The organism is Pseudomonas sp. LAMO17WK12:I1, from assembly GCF_900177315.1.
Lineage (GTDB): Bacteria > Pseudomonadota > Gammaproteobacteria > Pseudomonadales > Pseudomonadaceae > Aquipseudomonas > Aquipseudomonas marginalis.
In genome coordinates this window covers 262431-284562 of record NZ_FWZV01000008.1, presented here as the reverse complement: position 1 = coordinate 284562, position 22132 = coordinate 262431, and the positions used below count along the sequence as shown (strand labels likewise).

Genomic DNA, 22132 nt, shown 5'->3' with positions numbered 1-22132 from the left:
GGCCCTCAAATTCAATGCCTGATCAACTTCTCCTGCACCGCCTGCTGATCCACCTCCAGCAACACCTGCTGCTTGCCGGCGACCATCACCGCCGCCGGCAACCCATCCCGATACACAACCCGATTCCCACTCACCGCCGGCACCTTGCTGCCCGGTAACAATGTGCCCACCAGGTTCAGCGGGTCAGCCCCGCACACGGCGATCAAACTCCCGTCATGGGGGCGGCGCCGCACCTCGCGCAGCAACGGGATCGCCTCCGGCAACGCAAACTGCTCACCCGCCAGCCCGCTGACAAACCGCCCACCGCGAATCTCACCCCGGGCTTCCAGCCGATGGAATGTGCGCAGCAGTTCGCGCCAACTCGGCAACCAATCCGCCTCGCGCTCCAGCAAGCGCCAGAACACCACGCCATAACGGCGCAGCAAGGTCATCGCCACATGTTCCAGGGTCTCGGCCGAGTGCGGGCCGGCAGCGGTCGAGAGGCGGCGAATCAGTGCCCAGCGCCCGGCATCGTCCATGCCGCCGATAAACGCCCCACGCCCGCGCCGACTGCTGCGCGCCTGGCGCTTGCTGGCCGGGGTGGTCAGTGCGCGCAACCCGGCAAAACTGTCGGCATTCACCAGGCCGGCGCCGACCAGTTCCTGCAACGCGCTTTCCAGTTCGCTGCGCAGCAGATGGGCTTCGTGCACCAGCTCATCGAAAAACAGCGCGCCGTGTTCGCGCAAGGCCAGGTGGACTTTCTGCGCCTTGGGCGACAGCGTCGTGCTATCGGTGGGTTCGGTGAGCCCGCTCCACAATGCCACCTGGCTGCGCGGCAACAGCACCACCGGCGTGCTGCGCAGGGCGATGGCGCCGGACTTGTTGCTCAAGCGCGTCCACACCAGCTTGCCGCTGCGGCACAGCTCGTCGAGCCAGGTCGATGAGTAATCCTTGAGCCGTGCACTGAGCAGGTCACTGTCCCAGGCCGACGTGGCGGCGGCGTAGCCTTCGAACTGGCCGACAATCTGCGGCAGCATCGCGCTGCCCTGGCCCCGCGTGCTGTCGGATAGGTGCTGCCAATCGAACAGGAAGCGCATGAAATCCTGCAGCGCCACCGGCTCGATTTCCCGGCGCAGGCGCTTGACCGTGTAGCGATGAATGCGGGCGAGCAGATGCCGTTCGCACCATTGTTCCTCGAGTGCGCCGGGGCTGAAGCGACCGCGCAGCACGTAGCCTTCCTGCTCCAGGCGGGCCAGCGCCTGGGTAACGTCGGCCAGCGGCAGGGCCAGTGGCGCGGCGATCTCGATAATGCTCTGCGGGCCGAAGCCACCCAGGCGTGCACGCAGCACCTCGACGAGTGCGTCGTCAAAGGTCCAGGGCTCATCGAAGCCGGGGAGCAACGGCAAGTTGTTAGGGTAGATCGCCTGCAAACACCCCAGGCGCTCCACCGCGACCCACAGGCCATTGGACAATTGAAAGGCGCGGCCAGCCTTGGCCAAGGCGTTCAGCCACTCGGCCCATGGCGCCGTGACTTCGTGACTGGTGATGCACGCCAGGCTCATCAGTGCCTCATGCATTTCATCCACGCCATGGGGCGCCGGCCAGGCCTCTTCGCGCACGCCGGCGATGGCGTCCGCATCCAGTGCGCCGAGGTCGTCGGTGCTCTGCGGGTCGCTCCAACGGCGGTTGAGCACGGCCTGGGTGCGGCGTTCTTCCAGCGGTGCATCGTCGAGAAAGGTGTAGGGGCGCGCGCTGAGGATTTCGGCGGCCATGGGCGAGGGCGCCGGCAGGTCGCGGCTGATCAAGCGCACTTCGCCGCGCTCCATGCGCCGCAGCAAGGCAAGCCAGGCGTCGCTGTCCATGGCTTCGTGCAGGCAGTCATCGAGGGTTTGTTCCACCAGCGGGTGCTCGGGCACTTCGCGTTCGCCGGCGAGGTTTTCCAGGCAGGCGATCTGGTCGGGGAACACACTGGCGATCAGGTCTTCGCTCTTCATACGCTGCAGCTGCGGCGCCACTTTGCGTCCGCCGGTAAAGCGCGGCAGCGCCAGGGCCACGCCGGCGTTCCAGCGCCAGCGCACGCCGAACAGCGGCGCATCCAGCACCGCCTGGATCAGCAGGTGTTCAGCACTGTGGCTGTTGAGGTAACGCCACACCTCATCCAGCTCGAAACTGTGGCTGGTGGATAGCGACAGCACGATCGCATTTTCGCTGGCTGCCGCCTGCAATTCGAAATTGAAGGTGCGGCAAAAACGCTTGCGCAAGGCCAGGCCCCAGGCCCGGTTGATGCGGCTGCCGAACGGCGTGTGGATGATCAACTGGGTGCCGCCGGATTCGTCGAAAAACCGCTCCATGATCAACGTGTCCCGGGACGGCAACGCGCCGAGGGCCAGGCGCGCGCGGGCCAGGTAGTCGAGGATCTGTTCGGCGCTGGCGCGGTTCAGGCCAAGGGTGCCGGTGAGCCACTCTTGCGCCGGTTGCAGGTCGCCGGGGCTGGCGCTGAGCAGGGTGTCGAGTTGCCCCTGCAAACGCGCGACCGCGGCGGATAACTCATTGCTGCGCCCTGGCGCTTCGCCGAGCCAGAACGGAATGGTCGGCGGCTGGCCATGGGCGTCTTCGACCCGCACTTTGCCGGCTTCGACTCGCAAGATCCTGTAGGACGTATTACCAAGCTGGAAGATATCCCCGGCGATGCTTTCCACCGCGAAGTCTTCGTTGACGCTGCCGATGTTCAGGCTCTGGGGTTCGAGCAACACACTGTAGTCGGCGTTGTCGGGGATGGTGCCGCCGCTGGTCACGGCGGTCAGCCTGGCGCCACGGCGACCGCGCAGGGTGCGGGTCAGGGCATCGCGGTGCAGGTACGCGCTGCGGATACCCTGGCGCCCGTTGTAGCCGTCGGCGAGCATCTGCAACAGCGCCTGGTAGTGGCGTTCATCCAGGGTGGCGTAGGGCGCGGCGCGGTGGATCAGGTCGAGCAGGACCTGCTCCGGCCACTCCTGGGCACTGACCTCGGCGATGATCTGCTGGGCCAGCACGTCCAGGGGCGCCACCGGGATCTGCAAGGTGTCCAGTTCTCCCCGCCGCACACAATCGAGCAGGGCGGCGCATTCGATCAGATCGTCGCGGGTGGTGGCGAACAGGCGCCCCTTGGGCGTGCCGCCGACCTGGTGCCCGGAGCGGCCCACCCGTTGCAGAAAGCCGTTGATGGAGCCCGGCGAACCGATCTGGCACACCAAATCGACATCGCCGATATCAATCCCCAGCTCCAGTGACGCGGTGGCGATCAGCACTTGCAACTCGCCGGCCTTGAGCCGTTGCTCGGCATCCAGGCGCATTTCCTTGGCCAGGCTGCCGTGGTGGGCGGCCACGGCGCTCTTGCCCAGGCGCTCGCTCAGGTGCCGAGCCAGGCGTTCGGCCAGGCGCCGGGTGTTGACGAAGATCAGCGTGGTGCGGTGCTCACGGGCAAGGGCGGCGAGGCGGTCGTAGACCAGCTCCCAGACATCGTTGGCCATCACCGCCGACAGCGGCACCGGCGGAACTTCGATATCCAGGTCGCGGGGGCGGGCATGGCCGATGTCGACGATGTCGCACGTTCGCTCAGTGCCCACCAGAAAGCGCGACACGGCTTCAATGGGTTTTTGCGTGGCCGACAGACCGATGCGGGTCAGCGGCTCGGCGCACAAGCCTTGCAGGCGCTCCAGGCTCAGGGCCAGGTGGCTGCCGCGTTTGCTGGCGGCGATGGCGTGGATTTCATCGACGATCACCGTGCGCGCGCTGGCCAGCATCTGCCGGCCGGAGTCCGAGCCCAGCAGCACGTAGAGCGATTCCGGTGTGGTCACGAGGATATGCGGCGGGCGCTTGCGCATTTGTGCGCGGTCTTTCTGCGGGGTGTCGCCGGTGCGCACGGCGGTGCGGATCACCAGCGGCGGCAGGCCCAGGCGCTGCAAATGCTCGGTGATCCCGGCCAGCGGGGTTTGCAGGTTGATCTGGATATCGTTGGACAGCGCCTTGAGCGGCGACACATACACCACCAGCGTCTCGTCCGGCAGTTGCCCGCCGTTGGCCAGGCCCTGGTGAACCAGGTCATCGAGCACCGCGAGGAACGCCGTCAGCGTCTTGCCGGAGCCGGTGGGCGCTGCGATCAGCGTCGAGCGGCGCTGGCGGATCAGCGGCCACGCCTGGGCCTGGGCGCTGGTCACCGAAGGGAAGGTGTGGCGGAACCAGGTGCTGACGGCGGGGTGGAAGCCGTTCAATACCGTGTCGGTTGATTCAGGAAGGTTCATGCCTAAGTTATGCGGCCCGCTCCAACAAGTTGCAACCCCGCACTTTATCCGTGACGGTTGCGCTACAAACCCGCAAAATGCAACGATTCTGGAATAAACCTACGGCACGCCTCACGGGCTTGCCGACCATAACCATCGTTCCAAACAGACCGGGCCTGCTCAATCTATGCGAATGCGCCTTATGTTACTGGGCGGCGGGAATGCCCTCGGGCAGGCGCTGATTCGCCTCGGTGCAGAGGAAGACATTGGTTTCCTCGCACCCAAACCGCCCCAAGACGGCTGGGATGCCGCAAGCCTCACCCAATTGCTCGACGACACCCGTCCCGATGCGTTGATCAACCTCGCCTACTATTTCGACTGGTTCCAGGCCGAAGCCGTCAGCGAAACCCGCCTGGCCGCCCAGGAGTTCGCCATCGAGCGCCTGGCCGAACTGTGCCAGCACCACAACATTACCTTGCTGCAACCGTCCAGCTACCGCGTGTTCGATGGCTCCCGCGCCACCGCCTACAGCGAAAAGGACGAGCCGGTGCCCCTGGGCCTGCGGGGCCAGGCGTTATGGCGGATCGAACAGAGCGTGCGTGCGACGTGTCCGCAACATGTGCTGTTGCGTTTTGGCTGGCTGCTGGATGACAGCGTCGACGGCACCCTCGGGCGCTTCCTGGCCCGGGCCGAGAAACCGGATGAATTGCTGATGGCCGACGACCGTCGCGGCAACCCGACGCCGGTGGACGATGCCGCGCGGGTGATCATCTCGGTGCTCAAGCAACTCGATTGCGCGGCGCCGCTGTGGGGCACTTACCACTACGCCGGGCATGAGGCGACCACGCCGCTGGCGCTGGGCCAGGCGATCCTCACCGAAGCGCGCAGCTACCACGCGCTGGCCATTGAAGCGCCCACCGCCCAGGCCCACGCGGCACGGCCGGATGCGGCAGACGAACCGCAGCATGCGGTGCTGGCCTGCAAGAAAATCCTCCACACCTTCGGCATCAAGCCGCGGGCGTGGCGAGCGGGGTTACCGGCGTTGCTGGACCGGTTCTACCGCCATAGCTGACACGACACAAAGCAAAATGTGGGAGGGGGGTTGCTGTGGTGATGGGGACTTGTCCCTCACCACAGCAACCCCCCTCCCACATTGGTTATGCAGTGTTGCTTAGAACTTGTAGCCGATACCCACCATGTAAACCATCGGGTCCACGTCCACATTGACCTTGGCCCGGGTGCCAGGCGCCACGGCGTTGTTTTCCACGGTGGCCTTGGTGCTGATGTCGATGTAGCGGGCCTGGGCGTTGATCATCCACTTGTCGTTGATCATGTAGTCCGCGCCGATCTGCGCAGCCCAACCCCAGGAGTTCTCGGCCTTGAAGTTGCTGAAGCCGGCTTCGGAGGCGCGGCTGCCGACGTGTTCGTCGTAGATCCAGGTGTAGTTGATACCGGCGCCTACATACGGCTGGAACGGGGATTTATTGTCCAGCGGGTAGTACACGACGCTCAGGGTCGGCGGCAGGTGTTTCAGCGTACCGAGCTTGCCGTTGGCGGCGCCGAGGGCGGTGCCCTTGATCTTCACGTCATGCTCGAACGGCGTGGCCGCCAGCAGTTCGATACCGACATGGCTGGTGAGCATGTAGGCGAAGTTCAAGCCCAGCTGGGTGTCGCTGCTCATGGTCGCCTTGCCGCCCAGGTTGGCGCCGGCCAGTGGGCCCTGGTCAACTTTGACGGTGCTGCTGTCTGCCTTCGGGTTCACGGTGATTGCACCGGCACGAATCAGAATGTCGCCCGCTTCGTGAGCGTGGACGGCAGGGGCGGCGAGTGCGAGGGCGAAGAGGGACGCGCCGAGCAGAGACTTGTTCATGGGAGCTCCAGAGGACGTTTAGAAGTTGTACGTCCAATGGTAAAGATCGTTCCGTCCGGTCTTTTGACTCAGCTCAATGAAAGGGCGATCAGCGTTATTCCGGCAGTTCGTAGATATAAATTTTCTCGGCATCCATCTGGTAGCCGGCGTCGGCCAGTTCACTGGTGGACGGTTTGACCTGCATCGCCCCCTCGATCCAGTACGGCTGGTAGAGCTCATCGAGCTTCACGCCGAGTTCGCTTTTCACGTGCACGATCTGGTTCGATGGCGGCGGCGGCACATGGATGCACGCGCCGAAGTACGGCACCAGCAGGAACTCGGTGGTGCGCCCTTCTTCACTGACTTCCAGCGGCACGATATACCCGGGCAGGCGGATGTGCTGGCCATCGAGGCTCTGCACCACCGGCGCATTGGGCAGATCCTGCTTGGCCGCTGGCGCCGCTTCGACGGACAAGGCATCGGCCATGTTCGACAGGTCGTGCAGCGGTTTCATGTTGGGGATTTCCGGTGGCGCGTCCGGCGGGATCATCTCCTGCCAGGACAAATCCCTGGGCTGGTCCTCCGCCCAGGCCGGCACCGTTACCAGCAGCAATAATGCAAACAGAGCGCGACGCATCGAAGCCTTCCTCATAAACGTATGGACAGGCCATCGGCCAGGGATTGTCGGTAGGCGCGCCAGGCGGGCACGCTGCCCATCAATAGCGCTGCCGCCAGGATACCGGCGAGCAGGGTCCATTCATATTCGCTGGGCCACGACATCGGCAGGTCGAGACCGTAATTGGCCTGCAAATACCCGCGCGATGCGGCGATGCACACATACAGCAAGCCCACGCCTGCGATCACGCCGGACAGGGCCAGGGCGAAGGCTTCGAAAATCAGCAAGGTTGCGATATGCCACGGCCGCGCGCCCACCGAGCGCAGGATCGCCATTTCGCGGCGGCGTTCGTTGAGGCTGGTGAGGATCGCCGTGAGCATGCCGATCAAACCGGTCAGCACCACGAACAGCGAGATCACGAACAAGGCTTTTTCGGCGGTGCCCATCATGCTCCACAGCTCTTGCAGCGCCACGCCGGGCAGGATCGCCAACATCGGTTCGCCACGGAATTCGTTGATCTCCCGCTGCAGGGCGAAGGTGGAAATCTTGTTGTTCAGGCCGAGCATAAAGGCCGTGATGGCTTGCGGGGTGAGGTCCATGTTGCGCGCCTGGTCGGCACTGATGCGGCCTTTGCCCTGGGCCGGTACGCCGTTGTGCCAGTCTATATGGATCGCCTCCATGCCGCCGAGGCTGATATGCAGCGTGCGGTCCACCGGCGTGCCGGTGCGCTTGAGAATACCGACCACGGTGAACGGTTTGTCATCGTGTTTTACCAGGCTGACCACCGCCACGCCGTGGGCCAGCACCAGCTTGTCGCCGAGCTTGTAGTGCAGGGCATCGGCGACTTCGGCGCCGAGCACCACTTCGAACGGGTCGGTGGCGAAGGCGCGGCCGCTGGCCAGTTCCAGGTTCTGTTTGCGCCCGTACTGGTAGTGCTCGAAGTACGACTCGTTGGTGCCCATCACCCGGTAACCGCGATGGGAGTCGCCGAGGGAAATCGGGATGGCCCATTTCACCTGGGGGCTGGCGGCGAAGTGCTCGTAGCTGTCCCACCGAATGTTGTTGGTGGCGTTGCCGATGCGGAACACCGAGTACAGCAGCAGGTTGACCGAACCGGAGCGCGCGCCGACGATCAGGTCGGTGCCGCTGATGGTGCTGGCGAAACTGTTGCGGGCCTCAACGCGCACGCGTTCCACCGCCAGCAGCAGGCACACCGACAAGGCGATGGCGAAGGCGGTGAGGATCGCGGTAAAGCGGCGGTTAGCCAGGCTGGCCATGGCTAGACGAAACAGATACATCTCAAACCTCTGCGGGCGTGGCGGCGCGATTGAGTTCGGCCAGCGACAGGTTGCGGTCGAACAGCGGCGCCAGGCTCTGGTCATGGCTGACAAACAACAGGCTGGCGCCGGCTTCGCGGCATTCGGCGAACAGCAGTCGAATGAAGGCTTCGCGGGCGTCGTAGTCCAGGGCGGAAGTGGGCTCGTCGGCGATCACCAACTCCGGTTGGCCGATCAGTGCACGGGCGGCGGCCACCCGTTGCTGTTGGCCGATGGACAACGAGTCGGCACGGCGCTCCAGCAGGTCTTTGTCCTTCAAACCCAGGTGCGCCAGCAAGGTCGCGGCGGCCTGGTCGACGCTGCCGTGGCGTTGGATCGCCCGTTGCGCGCGCAGCTTGGAAAAGTGACAGGGCAGCTCGACGTTCTCGCGCACCGACAGGAACGGCAGCAGGTTGAACTGCTGGAAGATATAGCCGGTGTGGTCAACGCGAAAGCGGTCCCGGGCGCCGGCCGAGAGTTCGGTCAACTCCTGGCCGAGCAGGCGGATGCTGCCCTGGCTGGGCTTCTGCACACCGCCGAGCAGGCCGAGCAAGGTGGTTTTGCCACTGCCGCTCGGCCCCTTGAGAAACAGGGTTTCCCCCGCTTCCAGGCGGAACGCGGGGATGTCCAGCAACTGTGGGTGACCGGGCCAGTTGAAGCCCAGGTCAGACAGTTCGATCAATGGGTGGGTCATGGGTACTCAGAACTTCAGGATGGCTGCTGTGGCGGTTGCTTCAACACCTTGCTGGCCGCTCGGGCCGATCAGTTGTACCTGAATTTTCTGGGTGGCGGGGAAGGTCTTGAACACCTGGGTCAGGTCCAGGTTGCCCAGGGCGGTCGGCGTGGCGCAGGTGAATTGGTAGTGGGCGTGGATTTCACTGTGATCGTGATGATGCTCGTGGGCGCCGTCTTTGGCGTCGTCATCATGATCATCGTCATCGTGGTCGGCTTCCGGTTTGTCGCCGAACAGCGGGCTGTTGAGTTCCTGGGAGCTGATCACGCAACCCGCGGCCTTGGGCAGGTTGAACAGCGCCAGCGGGTTCTCCAGCTGTTTGCGTGCAGCGGCGACCTTGGCTTTGTCGGCTGCGCTGGTGGCGAGGTGTTCGAAACCCACCAGGTTCATCGCCGGGCTGTCCAGTTCAAGCTCCAGGGCCTGGCCGTCGAGTACCGCGTTAAGGCGGCCGACGCCATGTTCGTGGGCGCCGAGGCTGCCGTGTTCATGATCGTGGTCATGCTCGTCGGCAGCGTGAGCGATGGCGAGTGGCAACAGGGCAAACGGCAAAGCAAGCAACAGACGGCGCATGGGAAAGCTCCAGGAGATGAAAGTTTTGTTATGTGATCTTATAACAATAGTGCCGAGAGTTTGCCCGCCCGCTTGGCGTTGCGCAAGCCGCATGGGAGCATGCTCGTCAGAAAAAATGCAGGAGTAAGGACGATGTTGCGAATTCGTGGAACCATCGGCGACCTGCCGGTGGACTTGACCCTGGAGCTGGACGACGGCGATTGGGCACGACTCGGCGCGCAGTTGCAGGCAACGCCCATGGCAAGTGCGCCCGCCGCGCCGGCAGCGCCGGTCAAGCAGAACGATGATCTGTGGCAGAACGCCCAGGACCTGTTGCGCAACGCCGGGCAACTCAGTGGCCTGGAACTGCTTGATCGACTGGAAGGTTTGGCGGGGGATGCCGCGGCGGGCAAGCGCCTGTTGGTGCGCCTGCGCCATAGCGCCAAGGTCAAGGTGGCCAGCGGCGGGGATACGCCGCTGTACAGTTGGATCGGCGATTAGTACAGCGCGGCGAACAACTTGCGGCGGTACACGGTCACCAGCGGGTGATCATTGCCCAACAGTTCGAATACCTGCAGCAAGGTCTTGTGCGGCAGGCCTTCGCTGTAGCTGCGGTTGCGGATAAACAGCTTGAGCAAGCCTTCCAGCGCCGCGTCGTACTGCTGGCGCGCCAGTTGCTGAATCGCCAGTTGATAGGCGGCTTCGTCATCCTGCGGGTTTTGCGCCAGGCGGCTTTTCAGCTCGGCGGCGTCCGGCAGGTCGGCGGCCTGGCGCAGGAAGGTGATTTGCGCCTTGGCGCCGGCGAGCGCTGCTTTGTGGTCATCGCTCTTCACCGCATCGAGCACGGTTTGGGCTTCACCCAACTCACCGCGTTCGGCCAGGCAACGGGCGTACAGAATCAACGCGGCGGCGTTGCTGTTGTCTTCACCCAGCAGCGCCACCAGCACGGCCTCGGCGTCGCTGATGCGGCCATCGGCAAACAGCGCCTGGGCCTGCTCCAGCGGGTCAGCCGCCGCCGGTGGTGGCATCTTCACGTGAGGCTCCAGCAGCGCCCGCACCGCCGACTCCGGCTGCGCCCCGGCAAACCCATCCACCGGCTGGCCATCTTTGAACAGCACCACCGTCGGCAGGCTTTGAATGCCAAAGCGCGCGACGATGTCCTGCTCCGCCTCGCAATCGACCTTGGCCAGCAGCAGCTCACCCTGATAACTCTGGGCAATCTGCGCCAGCATCGGCATTAACGCCTTGCACGGCGCGCACCATTCGGCCCAGAAATCCACGAGCACGGGTTTTTCGAAGGAGTTCTGGATCACGGCCTGGTCGAAATTGGCGCTGGTGACGTCGAAGATGTACGGCGTGGGTTCACTCATGGGGCGTCTCGAATAAAGCGGGAATGGGGCAACTATAAGGGCTGGCGCCGCGAATGGTACAGGCTCACCTTGCGAAACTCCCAAGGCTCGGCCAAGTCCGGCAACGTCAGTGCATCGAGTATCTCCAGCCGTTGATAAGCCGGGTGCTGGAAGTCCCGCACGCGCGAGTCCGCCACCAGCGCTTCGCGGCCTCGGCTGAGGAAGTGGTCGAGCAACGGCAGGTTGGCGCGGTCGTAGAGCACGTCGGCGACCAGGATCAGGTCGAAGCGGTCGGCTGCGGCGAAAAAGTCCGCCGAGTAACTCAGTTCCACACCGTTGAGTTCGGCATTCGCCCGGCAGGACGCTAACGCCAGTGGGTCCAGGTCGCAGGCCACCACTTCCTCCGCGCCGGCTTTAACCGCCGCAATCCCGGCCACACCTGAGCCTGCGCCGAAATCCAGCACGCGCTTGCCTTGCACCCATTGCGGGTTCGCCGCCAGATACCGCGCCAGCGCCAAGCCGCTGGCCCAGCAAAAACTCCAGTAGGGCGGTTCATGCAGGATGCGCCGGGTTTCCTCGGGGCTGAAGGCGCGGTCCATGTTGTCCGCATCCAGCAGCCACAATGAAAGCGCGGTGCCCGGCAGCGGGCAGGGCACCAGTTGGGCGTCGCCGATCAGCGCGCTCAGGGCGCGCTGCAAGTCCAGCGGCGGCGTCATGGTGCCTTGACGAGTTCCAGGGGGCCGGTGGTCTGGGTGATCGCCTGGGTGATGCGTACGGCAGGCAGGTGCAGGATCAACTGGCCGGATTGGCTGGCACGGCCACGCAATTCGACCCGCGCACCGGCTGGGAACGCCTCGGGGTTGTAGCGCAGACGGAAGGCCAGGGGCTTGCCGTTGCCGGTCAAGACGCTGCTCGCCAACAGTTGTTGCGGGCGCGAACGGTCATCGATCACCAGCAGCGCCATCTCGACTTCGGCGCCGGCCGGTACGTTGGTGAGGCTGCCGCTGATTTCGCGTTGATAGGCGGGCAGGGGACCGAGGTCTTCAATGCCGGGGACTTTTTTCTCTTGTGCGGGCGTCGGTTGAGGGGCGGCCGGCTTGGGGGCTTCGCTGCTGCAGGCGACCAGGACACTGAACACGGTGAGCAAAACAAGTGGTCGTAACTGCATGTACGGCTCCAGAAAAGGACAAAATCCGTGGCTTGAAATATAAGAAACATATAGGCCTGCCTATATACCGTAAAGGCTATGGCTTGTCTTGCCACAGGGATGCGCTACCATGGCCCTCCCTTTTTTTGTTGCCTGCCACCATGCACTGTCCCTTCTGCGGTGCCAACGACACCAAGGTCATTGACTCGCGTCTGGTCGCCGAGGGCGATCAAGTGCGTCGCCGGCGCGAATGCCTGGCCTCTGGCTGCGGTGAACGTTTCACCACCTTCGAAACCGCCGAACTGGTATTGCCGCGCCTGATCAAGTCCGACGGCAGCCGCCAGCCTTTCGACGAAGAAAAACTGCGCGCCGGTATGCAGCGCGCCCTGGAAAAACGCCCGGTGAGTGTCGAGCGGCTGGAGGCGGCGCTGGCGCATATCAAGCACAAGCTGCGCGCCACCGGCGAACGCGAGGTCAAGAGCCTGGTGGTGGGAGAGCTGGTGATGGGCGAGCTGCAAAAGCTCGACGAAGTCGCCTATATCCGTTTCGCTTCGGTGTATCGACGCTTCCAGGACCTCAACGAGTTCCGCGAAGAGATCGACCGCCTGGCCCGTGAGCCGGTCAAAGAATGAACCCACTTTCTGCTGAACAGGCTGTGCTGGACGCTCATTACATGGCCCGCGCCCTCGAACTGGCGCGCAACGGCCTGTACACCACCCACCCCAACCCGCGTGTGGGCTGCGTGATTGTCCGCGCTGGGCAGATTGTCGGCGAAGGCTGGCATGTGCGCACCGGCGAGCCCCATGCGGAAGTGCATGCCTTGCGGGCTGCCGGTGACAAGGCGCGCGGCGCCACGGCGTACGTAACCCTCGAGCCCTGCAGCCACTACGGCCATACCCCGCCGTGCGCCGATGCGCTGGTGAGTGCCGGGCTGGCGCGGGTGGTCGCAGCGATGCAGGACCCCAACCCGGAAGTCGCCGGGCGCGGCATGCAGCGCCTGGCCCAGGCCGGAATCGAGGTGCGCAGCGGCGTGCTGGAAGGTGAAGCCAGGGCCCTGAATAAGGGCTTCCTCAAGCGTATGGAGCATGGCCTGCCGTTTGTACGGGTCAAGCTGGCGATGAGTTTGGACGGCCGCACTGCCATGGCCAGCGGCGAAAGCCAATGGATCACCGGCCCCGCCGCCCGCGCCGCCGTGCAGCGCCTGCGCGCCGAAGCCAGCGTGGTGCTGACCGGTGCCGACACCGTATTGGCCGACGGCGCACGCCTGACCGTACGCGCCGCCGAACTCGGCCTGGACGACGCCACCACGGCCCTGGCCATGTCGCGCCCGCCGCTGCGTGTGCTGATCGACGGCCGTTTGCGCGTGCCGCTCAACGCACCGTTCTTCAAGGCCGGCCCGGCACTGGTCATCACCTGCGTCACCGCGGAAAACCAGTTCCCCCGTGGCCCCGAGTGCCTGGTGGTGCCGGGCGTGGACGGCCAGGTCGACCTGCGCTCGGCGCTGGTGGCGCTGGCCGCCCGTGGTGTCAACGACGTCTTGGTGGAAGCCGGCCCAAGCCTGGCGGGCGCGTTTGCCCAGCAGGGCCTGGTGGACGAATACGTGATTTTCGTCGCCGGCAAGTTCCTCGGCTCCGCTGCCCGGCCTTTGCTGGACTGGCCACTTGAGAAGCTGGCCGACGCGCCCCAACTCAAGATCACTGAAATGCGCGCTGTAGGCGACGACTGGCGAGTCACTGCCAGCCCTGTGCCAGCAGCGAGCGTATAATTCTGACCGGGCGCTCAAGTGCCCGCACCGTTTTCCAGGAGTAAGGCCATGTTCACCGGCATTATCGAATCCATCGGCAGCATCCGCGCCATGACCCCCAAGGGCGGCGACGTGCGCCTGCTGGTTGAAACCGGCAAGCTCGACCTCGGCGACGTCAAGCTGGGGGACAGCATCGCCGTCAGCGGCGTGTGCCTGACCGTCGTCGAACTGCCGGGCAATGGCTTTGCCGCCGACGTCAGCCGGGAAACCCTGGACTGCACCGCGATGAACGACCTCAAGGCCGGCAGCCCGGTCAACCTGGAAAAAGCCCTGACCCCGACCACTCGCCTGGGCGGCCACCTGGTCAGTGGCCACGTCGACGGCGTCGGCGAAGTGGTGGCCCGCAGCGAAAATGCGCGCGCCGTGGAATTCCGCATCCGCGCGCCCAAGGAGCTGGCCAAGTACATTGCCCACAAAGGCTCGATCACCGTCGACGGCACCAGCCTGACCGTGAACGCCGTGAATGGCGCCGAATTCGAACTGACCATCATTCCCCACACCCTGAGCGAGACCATCATGGCGTCGTACCAGCCTGGTCGCCGGGTGAACCTGGAGGTCGACTTGCTTGCCCGTTACCTGGAGCGCCTGCTGTTGGGCGATAAGGCCGCAGAGCCTGCCGCCGGTAACATCACCGAAAGTTTTCTGGCCGCTAACGGCTACCTGAAATCCTGACCAAGGGGGTGCCCTGTGGCGCTCAATAGCATCGAAGAACTGGTTGAAGACATCCGCCAAGGCAAGATGGTCATCCTGATGGATGACGAAGACCGCGAAAACGAAGGCGATATCATCATGGCTGCCGAGGCCTGCAAGCCTGAGCACATCAACTTCATGGCCAAGCACGCCCGTGGCTTGATCTGCATGCCCATGAGCCGCGAGCGCTGCGAGCTGCTCAAGCTGCCGTTGATGGCGCCGCGCAATGGTTCAGGGTTTGGTACCAAGTTCACCGTATCGATTGAAGCGACCACCGGCGTCACCACCGGCATTTCCGCCGCCGACCGTGCCCGCACCGTGCAAGCCGCTGCCGCCAAGGACGCCAAGGCCGAAGACATCGTCAGCCCCGGCCACATCTTCCCGTTGATGGCTCAACCGGGCGGCACCCTCGCTCGCGCCGGCCACACCGAAGCCGCCTGCGACCTGGCGCGCATGGCCGGTTTCGAGCCCTGCGGCGTGATCTGCGAAGTGATGAACGACGACGGCACCATGGCCCGCCGCGCCGAACTCGAAGCCTTTGCCGCCGAACACAACATCAAGGTCGGCACCATTGCCGACCTGATTCACTACCGGATGATCCACGAACGTACCGTTCAGCGGATTGCCGAGCAGCCACTGGACAGCGAACTGGGCCAATTCAATTTGGTGACCTACCGTGATTCGGTGGAAGGCGACGTGCACATGGCCCTGACCCTGGGCACCATCTGCGCCGACGAGCCGACCCTGGTGCGCGTGCACAACATGGACCCGCTGCGCGACCTGCTGATGGTCAAGCAACCGGGCCGCTGGAGCCTGCGCGCCGCCATGGCTGCGGTGTCCGAGGCCGGCAGCGGTGTGGTGCTGCTGCTGGGTAACCCGGTGGATGGCGACGTGCTGCTCGCGCATATTCGCGAAACCGCCGAGCAGACCCAGGTGAAAACGCCGACCACCTACAGCATCGTCGGTGCCGGTTCGCAGATCCTGCGTGACCTCGGTGTGCGCAAAATGCGCCTGATGAGCGCACCGATGAAATTTAATGCGATATCCGGATTCGATCTGGAAGTTGTAGAATACGTGCCCTCCGAATAAAGGCCGGCGCTTTTGCCCCTTGTTCGCGGTTAAATCATCACTGAGGGACGCACTTTTCGCGTCCCGGCTCTTTAAGAGATTTGTCGAATGACCCTGAAGACCATCGAAGGTACCTTCATCGCCCCCAAAGGCCGCTATGCCCTGGTGGTTGGCCGCTTCAACAGCTTCGTGGTTGAAAGCCTGGTAAGCGGTGCCGTGGATGCCCTGGTTCGCCACGGTGTGAGCGAGAGCGACATCACTATCATCCGCGCCCCTGGCGCCTTCGAAATTCCACTGGTTGCGCAAAAAGTTGCTCAGCAGGGTGAATACGCGGCGATCATCGCCCTGGGCGCGGTCATTCGTGGCGGTACTCCGCACTTCGAATACGTGGCCGGCGAATGCACCAAGGGCCTGGCCCAGGTGTCCATGGAGTTCGGCGTGCCAGTCGCTTTCGGCGTACTGACCGTGGATTCCATCGAGCAAGCCATCGAGCGTTCCGGCACCAAGGCCGGCAACAAAGGCGCTGAAGCTGCCCTGTCCGCCCTGGAAATGGTCAGCCTGCTGTCGCAGTTGGAGGCCAAGTGATTTCCGACGAGAGCGATTGCTTCAACCCACGCGACGAGCGTCCAGCGGACGCCGGCAAGCCGTCGAAAAGCGAAAAGCGCCGTGCTGCCCGCCAGCTCGCCACCCAGGCGCTGTACCAGCGTCACATGGCTGGCACCTCGCTGAACGAGATCGAAGCGCAGTTTCGCGTCGATAACGACTTCACGTTTGCCGACCAGAGCTACTTCCACGACATCCTGCACGGCGTTCCGGCCAACCTGGCCGAGATCGATGCGGCATTGACGCCGTGCCTGGACCTGACCCTCGAAGAGCTGGATCCGGTTGAACTGGCCGTACTGCGCCTGTCCACCTGGGAGCTGCTCAAGCGCGTCGACGTGCCGTACCGCGTGGTGATCAACGAAGGCATCGAACTGGCGAAAGTCTACGGTTCGACCGACGGTCACAAGTTCGTCAACGGCGTGCTCGACAAGCTGGCCCCGCGCCTGCGTGAAGCCGAAGTGAAGGCGTACAAGCGCTAACCTGCGCTTGAGTCCTGAATGGGCGAGTTCGAGCTGATCCACCAGTACTTCGCCGCCGCGCCGTGCGCACAGGGCGGCGAGGGCATTGCCCTGGGGATCGGCGACGACTGTGCCCTGCTGGCGCTCCCCGCCGGGGAGCAGCTGGCAATTTCCACCGATACCTTGGTGGCCGGCGTGCACTTTGCCGACCCCTGTGACCCGTTCCTGCTCGGCCAGCGCTCGCTGGCCGTGGCGGTCAGCGACCTGGCCGCCATGGGCGCCCACCCCCTCGCGTTTACCCTCGCACTCACTACGCCGACCGTCGATGCCGATTGGCTGCAACGCTATGCCCAGGGGTTGAACGCCATGGCGCAAAACTGCGGTGTGGGCCTGGTGGGCGGCGACACCACGCGCGGTCCGCTGAGCCTGACCCTGACCGTGTTTGGACGTGTCCCGGCCGGTCAAGCGTTGACCCGCAGCGGCGCACAGCCGGGCGATCTCTTGTGTGTCGGCGGCGAGTTGGGTAATGCCGCCGGTGCCTTGCCGCTGGTATTGGGGCAGCGCAGCGCCGATGCTGCGATTGCCGACCCGCTGCTGGCCCATTACTGGTCGCCACAACCGCAGTTGGCCCTGGGCCTGGCTCTACGGGGCAAGGCCACATCGGCGATGGATATTTCTGACGGTCTTCTGGCCGATTGCGGGCATATCGCCAAGGCCTCGGCTGTCAGCCTGTTGATCGAGCGCCAGAAGCTGCCGCTGTCCAACGCGTTGCTGGCGTTTGTCGGTGATGACGAGGCGCGGGTCGCCGCATTGAGCGGCGGCGATGACTACGTGCTGGTGTTCACCCTGCCGCCCGTCGAGTTGGCGCCGTTGCTGGCTGACGGTTGGCCGGTGCATGTTATCGGCCAGGTCCAGGCGGGGCAGGGCGTAACGCTGCTTGACGCTCTCGGGCAAGACATCACCCCGGCCATCCGTGGCTATCAACATTTTTGTCCGGCACCCTGAATCGCGTGCTGCGCTACGCTCTATTACGTCGTTCTGGATGCTGGATTTGCAGGAGATCATCGCCATGGATGTACGCCGCTGGCTGCTGATGCTGCTGTGTGTCCTTCCGGCATGGGCCCAGGCGCAGGAGGTGCCGGTGGTGCCCGGCAAGGTCATGCTGGCCAGCGAGGCCTGGGACGACTACACCAATGCCGACGGCAGCGGCCTGGCCTGGGATGTGTTGCGGCACGTCTTCGAACCGGTCGGGATCACCCTGCAAACCCGCATTGAGCCCTATACCCGCTCGGTCGGCCTGGCCCAGCGCGGTGAAGTGGATGGCTGGGTCGGTTCCTACCGCGATGAAGTCAAGGGTGTGCTCTACCCGCACTGGAACTTCGATTCCGACCCCATCTACGCCCTTGGGCTGGCGACCTCGCCGATACCGAGCGCCGCGACGCTGGGGGATTATCGCCTGGCCTGGGTGCGGGGCTACAAGTACGAGGCGTATTTGCCCCATGTGCGCCGTTTCAATCAGATCCAGCGGCGCGATGGCATCTTGCCGATGCTGCAGCATGGTCGTGCCGACTTCTACATTGATGCGCTCACCGAAGCCCGATACGTTCTCAGTCAGGCGGACGCCCCGTCCCAGTTCCGGCTCACCCACATCATCGACCTGCCGCTCTACGTGGGGTTTGCCGATACCGAGCGTGGGCGGGCATTACGCACCGTGTTTGACCAGCGCATGGCGGTCCTGGTGAAAAGCGGCGAACTGAAGCCGATTTTCCTGCGCTGGAAACTGCCGTATCCGTTCTGACCTGCATAGAACCGGGACGAAGGCCAATCAAACCGATTGATCTTTATCAGCGATAATTCAGCTTAAGCGTCTGTAGGAACCTGCTGTTACAATGCCCGCCTCTGTGAAATCTGAAATCAGGAGCACACGGTGCCCGTCGTTTTCGTCGCTGCTTCCAAGCTGCCTACCCCTTTTGCCACGTTCACCATGAGCGGCTTTCTCGAAGAAGCCACCGGGCGCGAGCACGTTGTGCTCAGCCTCGGCGATATCGCCGATGGCGCACCGGTTCTCGGTCGCGTGCACTCCGAGTGCCTGACCGGCGATGCGCTGTTCAGCCAGCGCTGTGACTGCGGCTCGCAATTGGAAGCCGCGATGCGCGCCATCGCCCGTGAAGGCCGTGGTGTGCTGTTGTACTTGCGTCAGGAAGGCCGTGGCATTGGCCTGCTGAACAAGATTCGCGCCTACGAGCTGCAAGACGGCGGCGCCGATACCGTCGAGGCCAATGAGCGCCTGGGCTTCGCCGCCGACCAGCGTGACTACGCGATCTGCCTGCCGATGCTGGAACACCTGGGCGTGAAGTCCCTGCGCCTGATGACCAACAACCCGCGCAAGGTCAAGGCCTTGACCGAGATGGGCATCGCCGTGGCCGAGCGCGTACCGCTGCACACCGGGCATAACCCGCATAACAAACTCTACCTGGCGACCAAGGCCAGCAAGCTCGACCACATGATGGGCAATGAGCATCAAGGCGAGGTCGACCGCGCGTGACCCGTGGCCAGGTGAAACGGCGACTGTCCTTCAGCTGGTGGCAGTATCTGGCCTTGGCGCTGCTCCCGCTGTTCGTGATCAACCTGGTGTTTGGCCAGGCCGAGCCCTTGCTGCCAGTGCTGGCCATGCCGTTCTTTATCGCCGGCGTGGCGTCGATGTTCCTCAGCCTGCGCTACTTCAACGGCTATAAACACGCCCTGATCGCCACCTCCAAAGCCCTCGATACCGCTGAAGAACCGGCTGCCTGGATCACCCTGGCGGCGCGTCGGCGCACGGCCTTGATGGTGGCGGCCGTGCCGGCCTGGGTGGGCGCACTGGCGGTGTTCGTCGGCCTGGAAGCGGTGCCGCTTTTCCTGTTGGCGCTGTCGACGACGGTGTTGTTTTACCTCTACCGCATCCCGCGTCAGCTGGGATGAGGGTCCGCTGGCTGGCGCTCCTGCTGCTGGCGTTCGGTGCCTCGGCACTGGCGGTCGAACGGGTCGTGAGCCTGGCGCCCTCCCTGTCTGAAATCGTGGTTGAACTGGGTGCTGCCGACTTGCTGGTGGGCGTGCTCGATGGCGGCGATCGGCCGGTGGCACTGGCGAACGTGCCGTCGGTTGGGCGTTACGGGCAACTCGATATGGAGCGCCTGCTCAGCCTCAAGCCCGACCTGATCCTGCTCTGGCCCGGCAGCGTCGGCCCGGCCCAGCGCGAGCAACTGCAGCGCCTGAATATCCCGGTGTACGTCGCCGAACCCCATAGCCTCGAACAACTCACCACCCAGGTCCAGGCTATCGCGGAGCAATTGGGCCGTGCCGACGCCGGCCGGCAATTGGCCGCGCACCTTCGCCAGCGCCTGGCGCAGTTGCGTCAGCGTTATCAGCGGGCCGAACCGTTGCGGGTGTTCTACCAGGTGTGGAACCAGCCGCTGTACACCGTGGGCGGCGGCCAGATCATCAGCGACGCGCTGAGCGTGTGCGGTGCGCGCAATGTGTTTGACGACCTGAAGCTGCCCGCGCCGCAGGTCAGCATCGAGGCGGTATTGCAGCGCAATCCCGAGATGATCCTGGTGGGCGATCAGGCTCAGAAGGAAGCCTGGAAGGTCTGGCCAACCATGGCCGCGCGGGTGCGACTGGTTCCGGACAAAGGCCTGGAACGGCCCAGCGGGCAGATGCTGGAAGCGCTGGCGCGGCTGTGTCAGGTGATTGCTCCGAGCCGCTGAGGCCGGTCCAGGCCACAATCAGATTTCAGGTGTCCAGGTCACGCCAAACATCCACATCCGGCCTTCTTCACGGTAATCGTGATTGTTGACGAATGCCGGATCGTTGTAGCTGTAGCGCGCCCGCGCATAAGACTTGTCCAGCAGGTTGTCGACCTTCAGCGACAGCCCTACTTCCCGCGTCACCGCCCAACTCCCGCGCAGCCCGAGCAACCCATAGCCGCCCAGGCGCTGGGTGTTGGCTTCATCGTCATAGCTGTGGCTGATCGCCTGCCAACTGGCGCCCACGCCCACCTGGTCGAATTGCCGGTCGAGGTCCAGGCTCAACGTCCGCCGCGCCCGGCGGGCCAGGGTGTGGCCACTGTCGCGGTCGCGGGGGTCGATGATCGACAGCCCGAGGTTGCCTTGCCAGCCGAACAGGTCCTGCTTGAGCGCCGCCTCAACACCGTTGATGCGTGCCGACGCCACATTCTGCGGCTTGCCGGTTTGGTCGAGAATGATCGCATCGCTCAAATCGGTGCGGTACAGCGAAGCTTCCAGGCGCGTGCTGTCACTCAACTGGCTGCGCCACTGCAGTTCGTAGCTCTTTGATGTTTCGGGCTGCAGGTGGGGGTTGCTGTACTTCGTGTCCGGATAATAGAGGTCGTTGAAGGTCGGCGCGCGGAAGCCTTCGCTGTAGCTCAGCAGCAGGTCATTGTCGGGGTTGACCGGCAAGGTCAGGGTGCCGCTCCAGCTGTTCTGCCCGCCGAACTGCTGGTTCTGGTCGTGACGCAGGCCCAGTTCGGTGGAAAACCACGCGCTGTGAAAGCGATGCTGCACAAAGGCGGCGCGGTTCCAGCGGCTGTTTTCGGTAAAGGTGGTGGAGCCGTGGAAGCGGTCTTCGTACCAGTCGCCGCCGAGGATCAGGTTGTTTTGATCGTCCAGGGTCAGGTCGTTCTGCCAGTTGACCGAGTCGCGGTAGGTGTTGAATACGCTGAAATCATCGCTGAGGGTGTCGCGCTTGGTGTCGCGATTCTCGCTGTGGCCCAGCTCCAGGCGCGATTGCCAGTGCTCATTGAGCGTGGCGTCGACATAGCCGCTGGCGCTGCTCACGGCGTAGTCGGTGTAGGGTTTCTGGCCGACGGTTTGCCCGGTGGTGGCGGCGTAGCGGCCGAAGCTGTTGTCGTACTCCGACTTGCCACGGTTATCCAACAGATTGAAGCCCACCTCCAGTTCATCGCTGAAGGAGTGGCTGAGGTTCAGGCTCACGGACTGGTTGCGATAAGCATCATGGTCGCCGTCGCTGGGGAACGACTGGCGGGTTGAGTTGATGCCGGCCGTGTCATCCAGGCTCGCGCCCAGGTTGAAGCGCGTCTGTGTGTCACCGCCCGAAAGGCCAAGGCTGCGCTCCCAGGTGTTGTGGCTGCCGAACCCGAGTTTCACCCGCGGTTGCACGCCTTGCGCGGCATTGCGCCGGGTGAATACCTGGATCACGCCGCCGATCGCGTCGCTGCCGTAGATCACCGAGCGCGAGCCGCGCAGCACTTCCACCCGCTCAATCTGGTCGACGCTGAGGTATTGCAGGCCGCTGTCGCCGGAGGTGGTGTTGGCGATGCGCTGGCCGTCGACCAACACCAGGCTTTGGGCGGACTTGGTGCCCCGCAGGTAGATGCCCGGCAAACTGCCACGGCCACCGGAGGGGGCGACTTGTACGCCGGGCACACGGCTGAGCAGGTCGGTGAGGCTGGTGGGTTGCAGGCGGTCGATGTCGTCGCGGGTGAACACGGTGTTGGCGGCGCTGCTGTCGTTGCGTGCCTGGACCTGGCGGTTGGCGCTGATGACGACGTCGGGGAGTTTCAGGGCGTTGTCGCGGGTGTCGGCGAGCAATTCAGGGGAGGGCAGAAGAAGCGGCAGGGCAAGGTACAGGTGTTTCATGGGCTGTCCATGGCGTTTGAAGATGGCACAATCAAATGTAGGAGGGGGCTTGCCC

At 64.2% G+C, this 22132-nt stretch carries 23 protein-coding genes; 13 read left to right on the top strand and 10 right to left on the bottom strand.

Translation table 11 applies throughout. The features are described from left to right. Window positions 1–11: 11 nt before the first annotated feature. Window positions 12–4259 (bottom strand): DEAD/DEAH box helicase, encoded by a 4248-nt coding sequence (locus tag B9N88_RS17610; protein WP_027605179.1) that lies wholly within the window; start codon window positions 4257–4259, stop codon window positions 12–14. Between the two features lie 166 nt (window positions 4260–4425). Between B9N88_RS17610 and B9N88_RS17605 the strand changes: the two genes are divergently transcribed. Further along, entirely contained in the window at window positions 4426–5310 is an 885-nt protein-coding gene (locus tag B9N88_RS17605; RefSeq protein ID WP_027605180.1) for a sugar nucleotide-binding protein, read from the top strand. 99 nt (window positions 5311–5409) lie between these two features. Here the strand turns inward: B9N88_RS17605 and B9N88_RS17600 are convergent, their stop codons facing one another. From B9N88_RS17600 to B9N88_RS17580, 5 genes are all read right to left on the bottom strand, one after another. After that, on the bottom strand, window positions 5410–6108 hold the full coding sequence (locus tag B9N88_RS17600) for an OmpW/AlkL family protein (protein ID WP_027605181.1): 699 nt from the start codon (window positions 6106–6108) through the stop codon (window positions 5410–5412). Window positions 6109–6202: 94 nt separating this feature from the next. Beyond that, entirely contained in the window at window positions 6203–6724 is a 522-nt protein-coding gene (locus B9N88_RS17595; protein ID WP_027605182.1) for a DUF3299 domain-containing protein, read from the bottom strand. An 11-nt stretch (window positions 6725–6735) separates the two neighbouring features. After that, window positions 6736–8001, bottom strand: a complete 1266-nt coding sequence (locus B9N88_RS17590; RefSeq protein WP_027605183.1) for an ABC transporter permease — start codon at window positions 7999–8001, stop codon at window positions 6736–6738. Window position 8002: 1 nt separating this feature from the next. Beyond that, window positions 8003–8713, bottom strand: a complete 711-nt coding sequence (locus tag B9N88_RS17585) for an ABC transporter ATP-binding protein (RefSeq protein WP_027605184.1) — start codon at window positions 8711–8713, stop codon at window positions 8003–8005. 6 nt (window positions 8714–8719) lie between these two features. Continuing rightward, window positions 8720–9322 (bottom strand): DUF2796 domain-containing protein, encoded by a 603-nt coding sequence (locus B9N88_RS17580; protein ID WP_027605185.1) that lies wholly within the window; start codon window positions 9320–9322, stop codon window positions 8720–8722. A gap of 132 nt (window positions 9323–9454) precedes the next feature. On the opposite strand from B9N88_RS17580, the gene B9N88_RS17575 reads away from it, so the two are divergent. Beyond that, window positions 9455–9802 (top strand): hypothetical protein, encoded by a 348-nt coding sequence (locus B9N88_RS17575; RefSeq protein WP_027605186.1) that lies wholly within the window; start codon window positions 9455–9457, stop codon window positions 9800–9802. Here B9N88_RS17575 and trxA read toward each other — a convergent pair. From trxA to B9N88_RS17560, 3 genes are read right to left on the bottom strand one after another with little or no spacing between them, the layout of a single operon-like run. After that, window positions 9799–10671 (bottom strand): thioredoxin, encoded by an 873-nt coding sequence (trxA, locus tag B9N88_RS17570; protein WP_027605187.1) that lies wholly within the window; start codon window positions 10669–10671, stop codon window positions 9799–9801. The two genes, B9N88_RS17575 and trxA, sit on opposite strands and share 4 nt — an antisense overlap. A gap of 32 nt (window positions 10672–10703) precedes the next feature. After that, window positions 10704–11366: a class I SAM-dependent methyltransferase gene (locus B9N88_RS17565; RefSeq protein ID WP_027605188.1), complete on the bottom strand. Its 663-nt coding sequence runs from the start codon at window positions 11364–11366 to the stop codon at window positions 10704–10706. Then, complete coding sequence (locus B9N88_RS17560) at window positions 11363–11818, bottom strand: YbaY family lipoprotein (protein WP_027605189.1); 456 nt, start codon at window positions 11816–11818, stop codon at window positions 11363–11365. Before B9N88_RS17560 ends, B9N88_RS17565 begins: the two co-directional genes overlap by 4 nt. 140 nt (window positions 11819–11958) lie before the next feature. Between B9N88_RS17560 and nrdR the strand changes: the two genes are divergently transcribed. The 11 genes from nrdR to B9N88_RS17505 all read left to right on the top strand — a co-directional run bounded on the left by nrdR (window position 11959) and on the right by B9N88_RS17505 (window position 20166). Then, window positions 11959–12429 (top strand): transcriptional regulator NrdR, encoded by a 471-nt coding sequence (gene nrdR, locus B9N88_RS17555; protein WP_027605190.1) that lies wholly within the window; start codon window positions 11959–11961, stop codon window positions 12427–12429. Then, window positions 12426–13562 (top strand): bifunctional diaminohydroxyphosphoribosylaminopyrimidine deaminase/5-amino-6-(5-phosphoribosylamino)uracil reductase RibD, encoded by a 1137-nt coding sequence (gene ribD / locus B9N88_RS17550; RefSeq protein ID WP_027605191.1) that lies wholly within the window; start codon window positions 12426–12428, stop codon window positions 13560–13562. The genes nrdR and ribD overlap by 4 nt, the downstream gene beginning before the upstream one ends. A 48-nt stretch (window positions 13563–13610) precedes the next feature. After that, the gene (locus tag B9N88_RS17545) at window positions 13611–14273 is read left to right on the top strand and encodes a riboflavin synthase (protein WP_027605192.1); all 663 of its coding nucleotides are present in this window, start codon (window positions 13611–13613) and stop codon (window positions 14271–14273) included. Window positions 14274–14288: 15 nt separating this feature from the next. Continuing rightward, on the top strand, window positions 14289–15380 hold the full coding sequence (ribBA, locus tag B9N88_RS17540) for a bifunctional 3,4-dihydroxy-2-butanone-4-phosphate synthase/GTP cyclohydrolase II (protein WP_027605193.1): 1092 nt from the start codon (window positions 14289–14291) through the stop codon (window positions 15378–15380). 87 nt (window positions 15381–15467) lie between these two features. After that, on the top strand, window positions 15468–15944 hold the full coding sequence (gene ribE / locus B9N88_RS17535; RefSeq protein ID WP_003176356.1) for a 6,7-dimethyl-8-ribityllumazine synthase: 477 nt from the start codon (window positions 15468–15470) through the stop codon (window positions 15942–15944). Further along, window positions 15941–16441 carry a transcription antitermination factor NusB gene (gene nusB, locus B9N88_RS17530; RefSeq protein WP_027605194.1) on the top strand — a complete coding sequence of 167 codons (501 nt, stop codon included), beginning with the start codon at window positions 15941–15943 and terminating at the stop codon, window positions 16439–16441. Before ribE ends, nusB begins: the two co-directional genes overlap by 4 nt. An 18-nt stretch (window positions 16442–16459) precedes the next feature. Next, the gene (gene thiL / locus B9N88_RS17525; RefSeq protein ID WP_027605195.1) at window positions 16460–17425 is read left to right on the top strand and encodes a thiamine-phosphate kinase; all 966 of its coding nucleotides are present in this window, start codon (window positions 16460–16462) and stop codon (window positions 17423–17425) included. A 64-nt stretch (window positions 17426–17489) separates the two neighbouring features. Next, entirely contained in the window at window positions 17490–18218 is a 729-nt protein-coding gene (locus B9N88_RS17520; RefSeq protein WP_027605196.1) for a substrate-binding periplasmic protein, read from the top strand. 129 nt (window positions 18219–18347) lie between these two features. Next, window positions 18348–18965, top strand: a complete 618-nt coding sequence (ribA, locus tag B9N88_RS17515; protein ID WP_027605197.1) for a GTP cyclohydrolase II — start codon at window positions 18348–18350, stop codon at window positions 18963–18965. Then, the gene (locus tag B9N88_RS17510; protein ID WP_027605198.1) at window positions 18962–19381 is read left to right on the top strand and encodes a hypothetical protein; all 420 of its coding nucleotides are present in this window, start codon (window positions 18962–18964) and stop codon (window positions 19379–19381) included. The genes ribA and B9N88_RS17510 overlap by 4 nt, the downstream gene beginning before the upstream one ends. Next, window positions 19378–20166: a cobalamin-binding protein gene (locus tag B9N88_RS17505; protein WP_027605199.1), complete on the top strand. Its 789-nt coding sequence runs from the start codon at window positions 19378–19380 to the stop codon at window positions 20164–20166. Before B9N88_RS17510 ends, B9N88_RS17505 begins: the two co-directional genes overlap by 4 nt. Window positions 20167–20184: 18 nt before the next feature. Here B9N88_RS17505 and B9N88_RS17500 read toward each other — a convergent pair whose 3' ends face one another. After that, complete coding sequence (locus B9N88_RS17500) at window positions 20185–22077, bottom strand: TonB-dependent receptor domain-containing protein (RefSeq protein ID WP_027605200.1); 1893 nt, start codon at window positions 22075–22077, stop codon at window positions 20185–20187. Window positions 22078–22132 lie beyond the last annotated feature (55 nt).

What these genes read in the sequence shown, in the direction of transcription:
- thiL (WP_027605195.1), top strand. Translation starts at nt 16,460, where the DNA reads ATGGGCGAGTTCGAGCTGATCCACCAGTACTTCGCCGCCGCGCCGTGC.
- B9N88_RS17545 (WP_027605192.1), top strand. Translation starts at nt 13,611, where the DNA reads ATGTTCACCGGCATTATCGAATCCATCGGCAGCATCCGCGCCATGACC.
- B9N88_RS17580 (WP_027605185.1), bottom strand. Translation starts at nt 9,322, where the DNA reads ATGCGCCGTCTGTTGCTTGCTTTGCCGTTTGCCCTGTTGCCACTCGCC.
- B9N88_RS17600 (WP_027605181.1), bottom strand. Translation starts at nt 6,108, where the DNA reads ATGAACAAGTCTCTGCTCGGCGCGTCCCTCTTCGCCCTCGCACTCGCC.
- B9N88_RS17560 (WP_027605189.1), bottom strand. Translation starts at nt 11,818, where the DNA reads ATGCAGTTACGACCACTTGTTTTGCTCACCGTGTTCAGTGTCCTGGTC.
- B9N88_RS17585 (WP_027605184.1), bottom strand. Translation starts at nt 8,713, where the DNA reads ATGACCCACCCATTGATCGAACTGTCTGACCTGGGCTTCAACTGGCCC.
- nrdR (WP_027605190.1), top strand. Translation starts at nt 11,959, where the DNA reads ATGCACTGTCCCTTCTGCGGTGCCAACGACACCAAGGTCATTGACTCG.
- B9N88_RS17605 (WP_027605180.1), top strand. Translation starts at nt 4,426, where the DNA reads ATGCGAATGCGCCTTATGTTACTGGGCGGCGGGAATGCCCTCGGGCAG.
- trxA (WP_027605187.1), bottom strand. Translation starts at nt 10,671, where the DNA reads ATGAGTGAACCCACGCCGTACATCTTCGACGTCACCAGCGCCAATTTC.
- B9N88_RS17505 (WP_027605199.1), top strand. Translation starts at nt 19,378, where the DNA reads ATGAGGGTCCGCTGGCTGGCGCTCCTGCTGCTGGCGTTCGGTGCCTCG.
- ribD (WP_027605191.1), top strand. Translation starts at nt 12,426, where the DNA reads ATGAACCCACTTTCTGCTGAACAGGCTGTGCTGGACGCTCATTACATG.
- B9N88_RS17610 (WP_027605179.1), bottom strand. Translation starts at nt 4,259, where the DNA reads ATGAACCTTCCTGAATCAACCGACACGGTATTGAACGGCTTCCACCCC.
- B9N88_RS17500 (WP_027605200.1), bottom strand. Translation starts at nt 22,077, where the DNA reads ATGAAACACCTGTACCTTGCCCTGCCGCTTCTTCTGCCCTCCCCTGAA.
- B9N88_RS17575 (WP_027605186.1), top strand. Translation starts at nt 9,455, where the DNA reads ATGTTGCGAATTCGTGGAACCATCGGCGACCTGCCGGTGGACTTGACC.
- B9N88_RS17590 (WP_027605183.1), bottom strand. Translation starts at nt 8,001, where the DNA reads ATGTATCTGTTTCGTCTAGCCATGGCCAGCCTGGCTAACCGCCGCTTT.
- B9N88_RS17595 (WP_027605182.1), bottom strand. Translation starts at nt 6,724, where the DNA reads ATGCGTCGCGCTCTGTTTGCATTATTGCTGCTGGTAACGGTGCCGGCC.
- ribE (WP_003176356.1), top strand. Translation starts at nt 15,468, where the DNA reads ATGACCCTGAAGACCATCGAAGGTACCTTCATCGCCCCCAAAGGCCGC.
- B9N88_RS17565 (WP_027605188.1), bottom strand. Translation starts at nt 11,366, where the DNA reads ATGACGCCGCCGCTGGACTTGCAGCGCGCCCTGAGCGCGCTGATCGGC.
- B9N88_RS17520 (WP_027605196.1), top strand. Translation starts at nt 17,490, where the DNA reads ATGGATGTACGCCGCTGGCTGCTGATGCTGCTGTGTGTCCTTCCGGCA.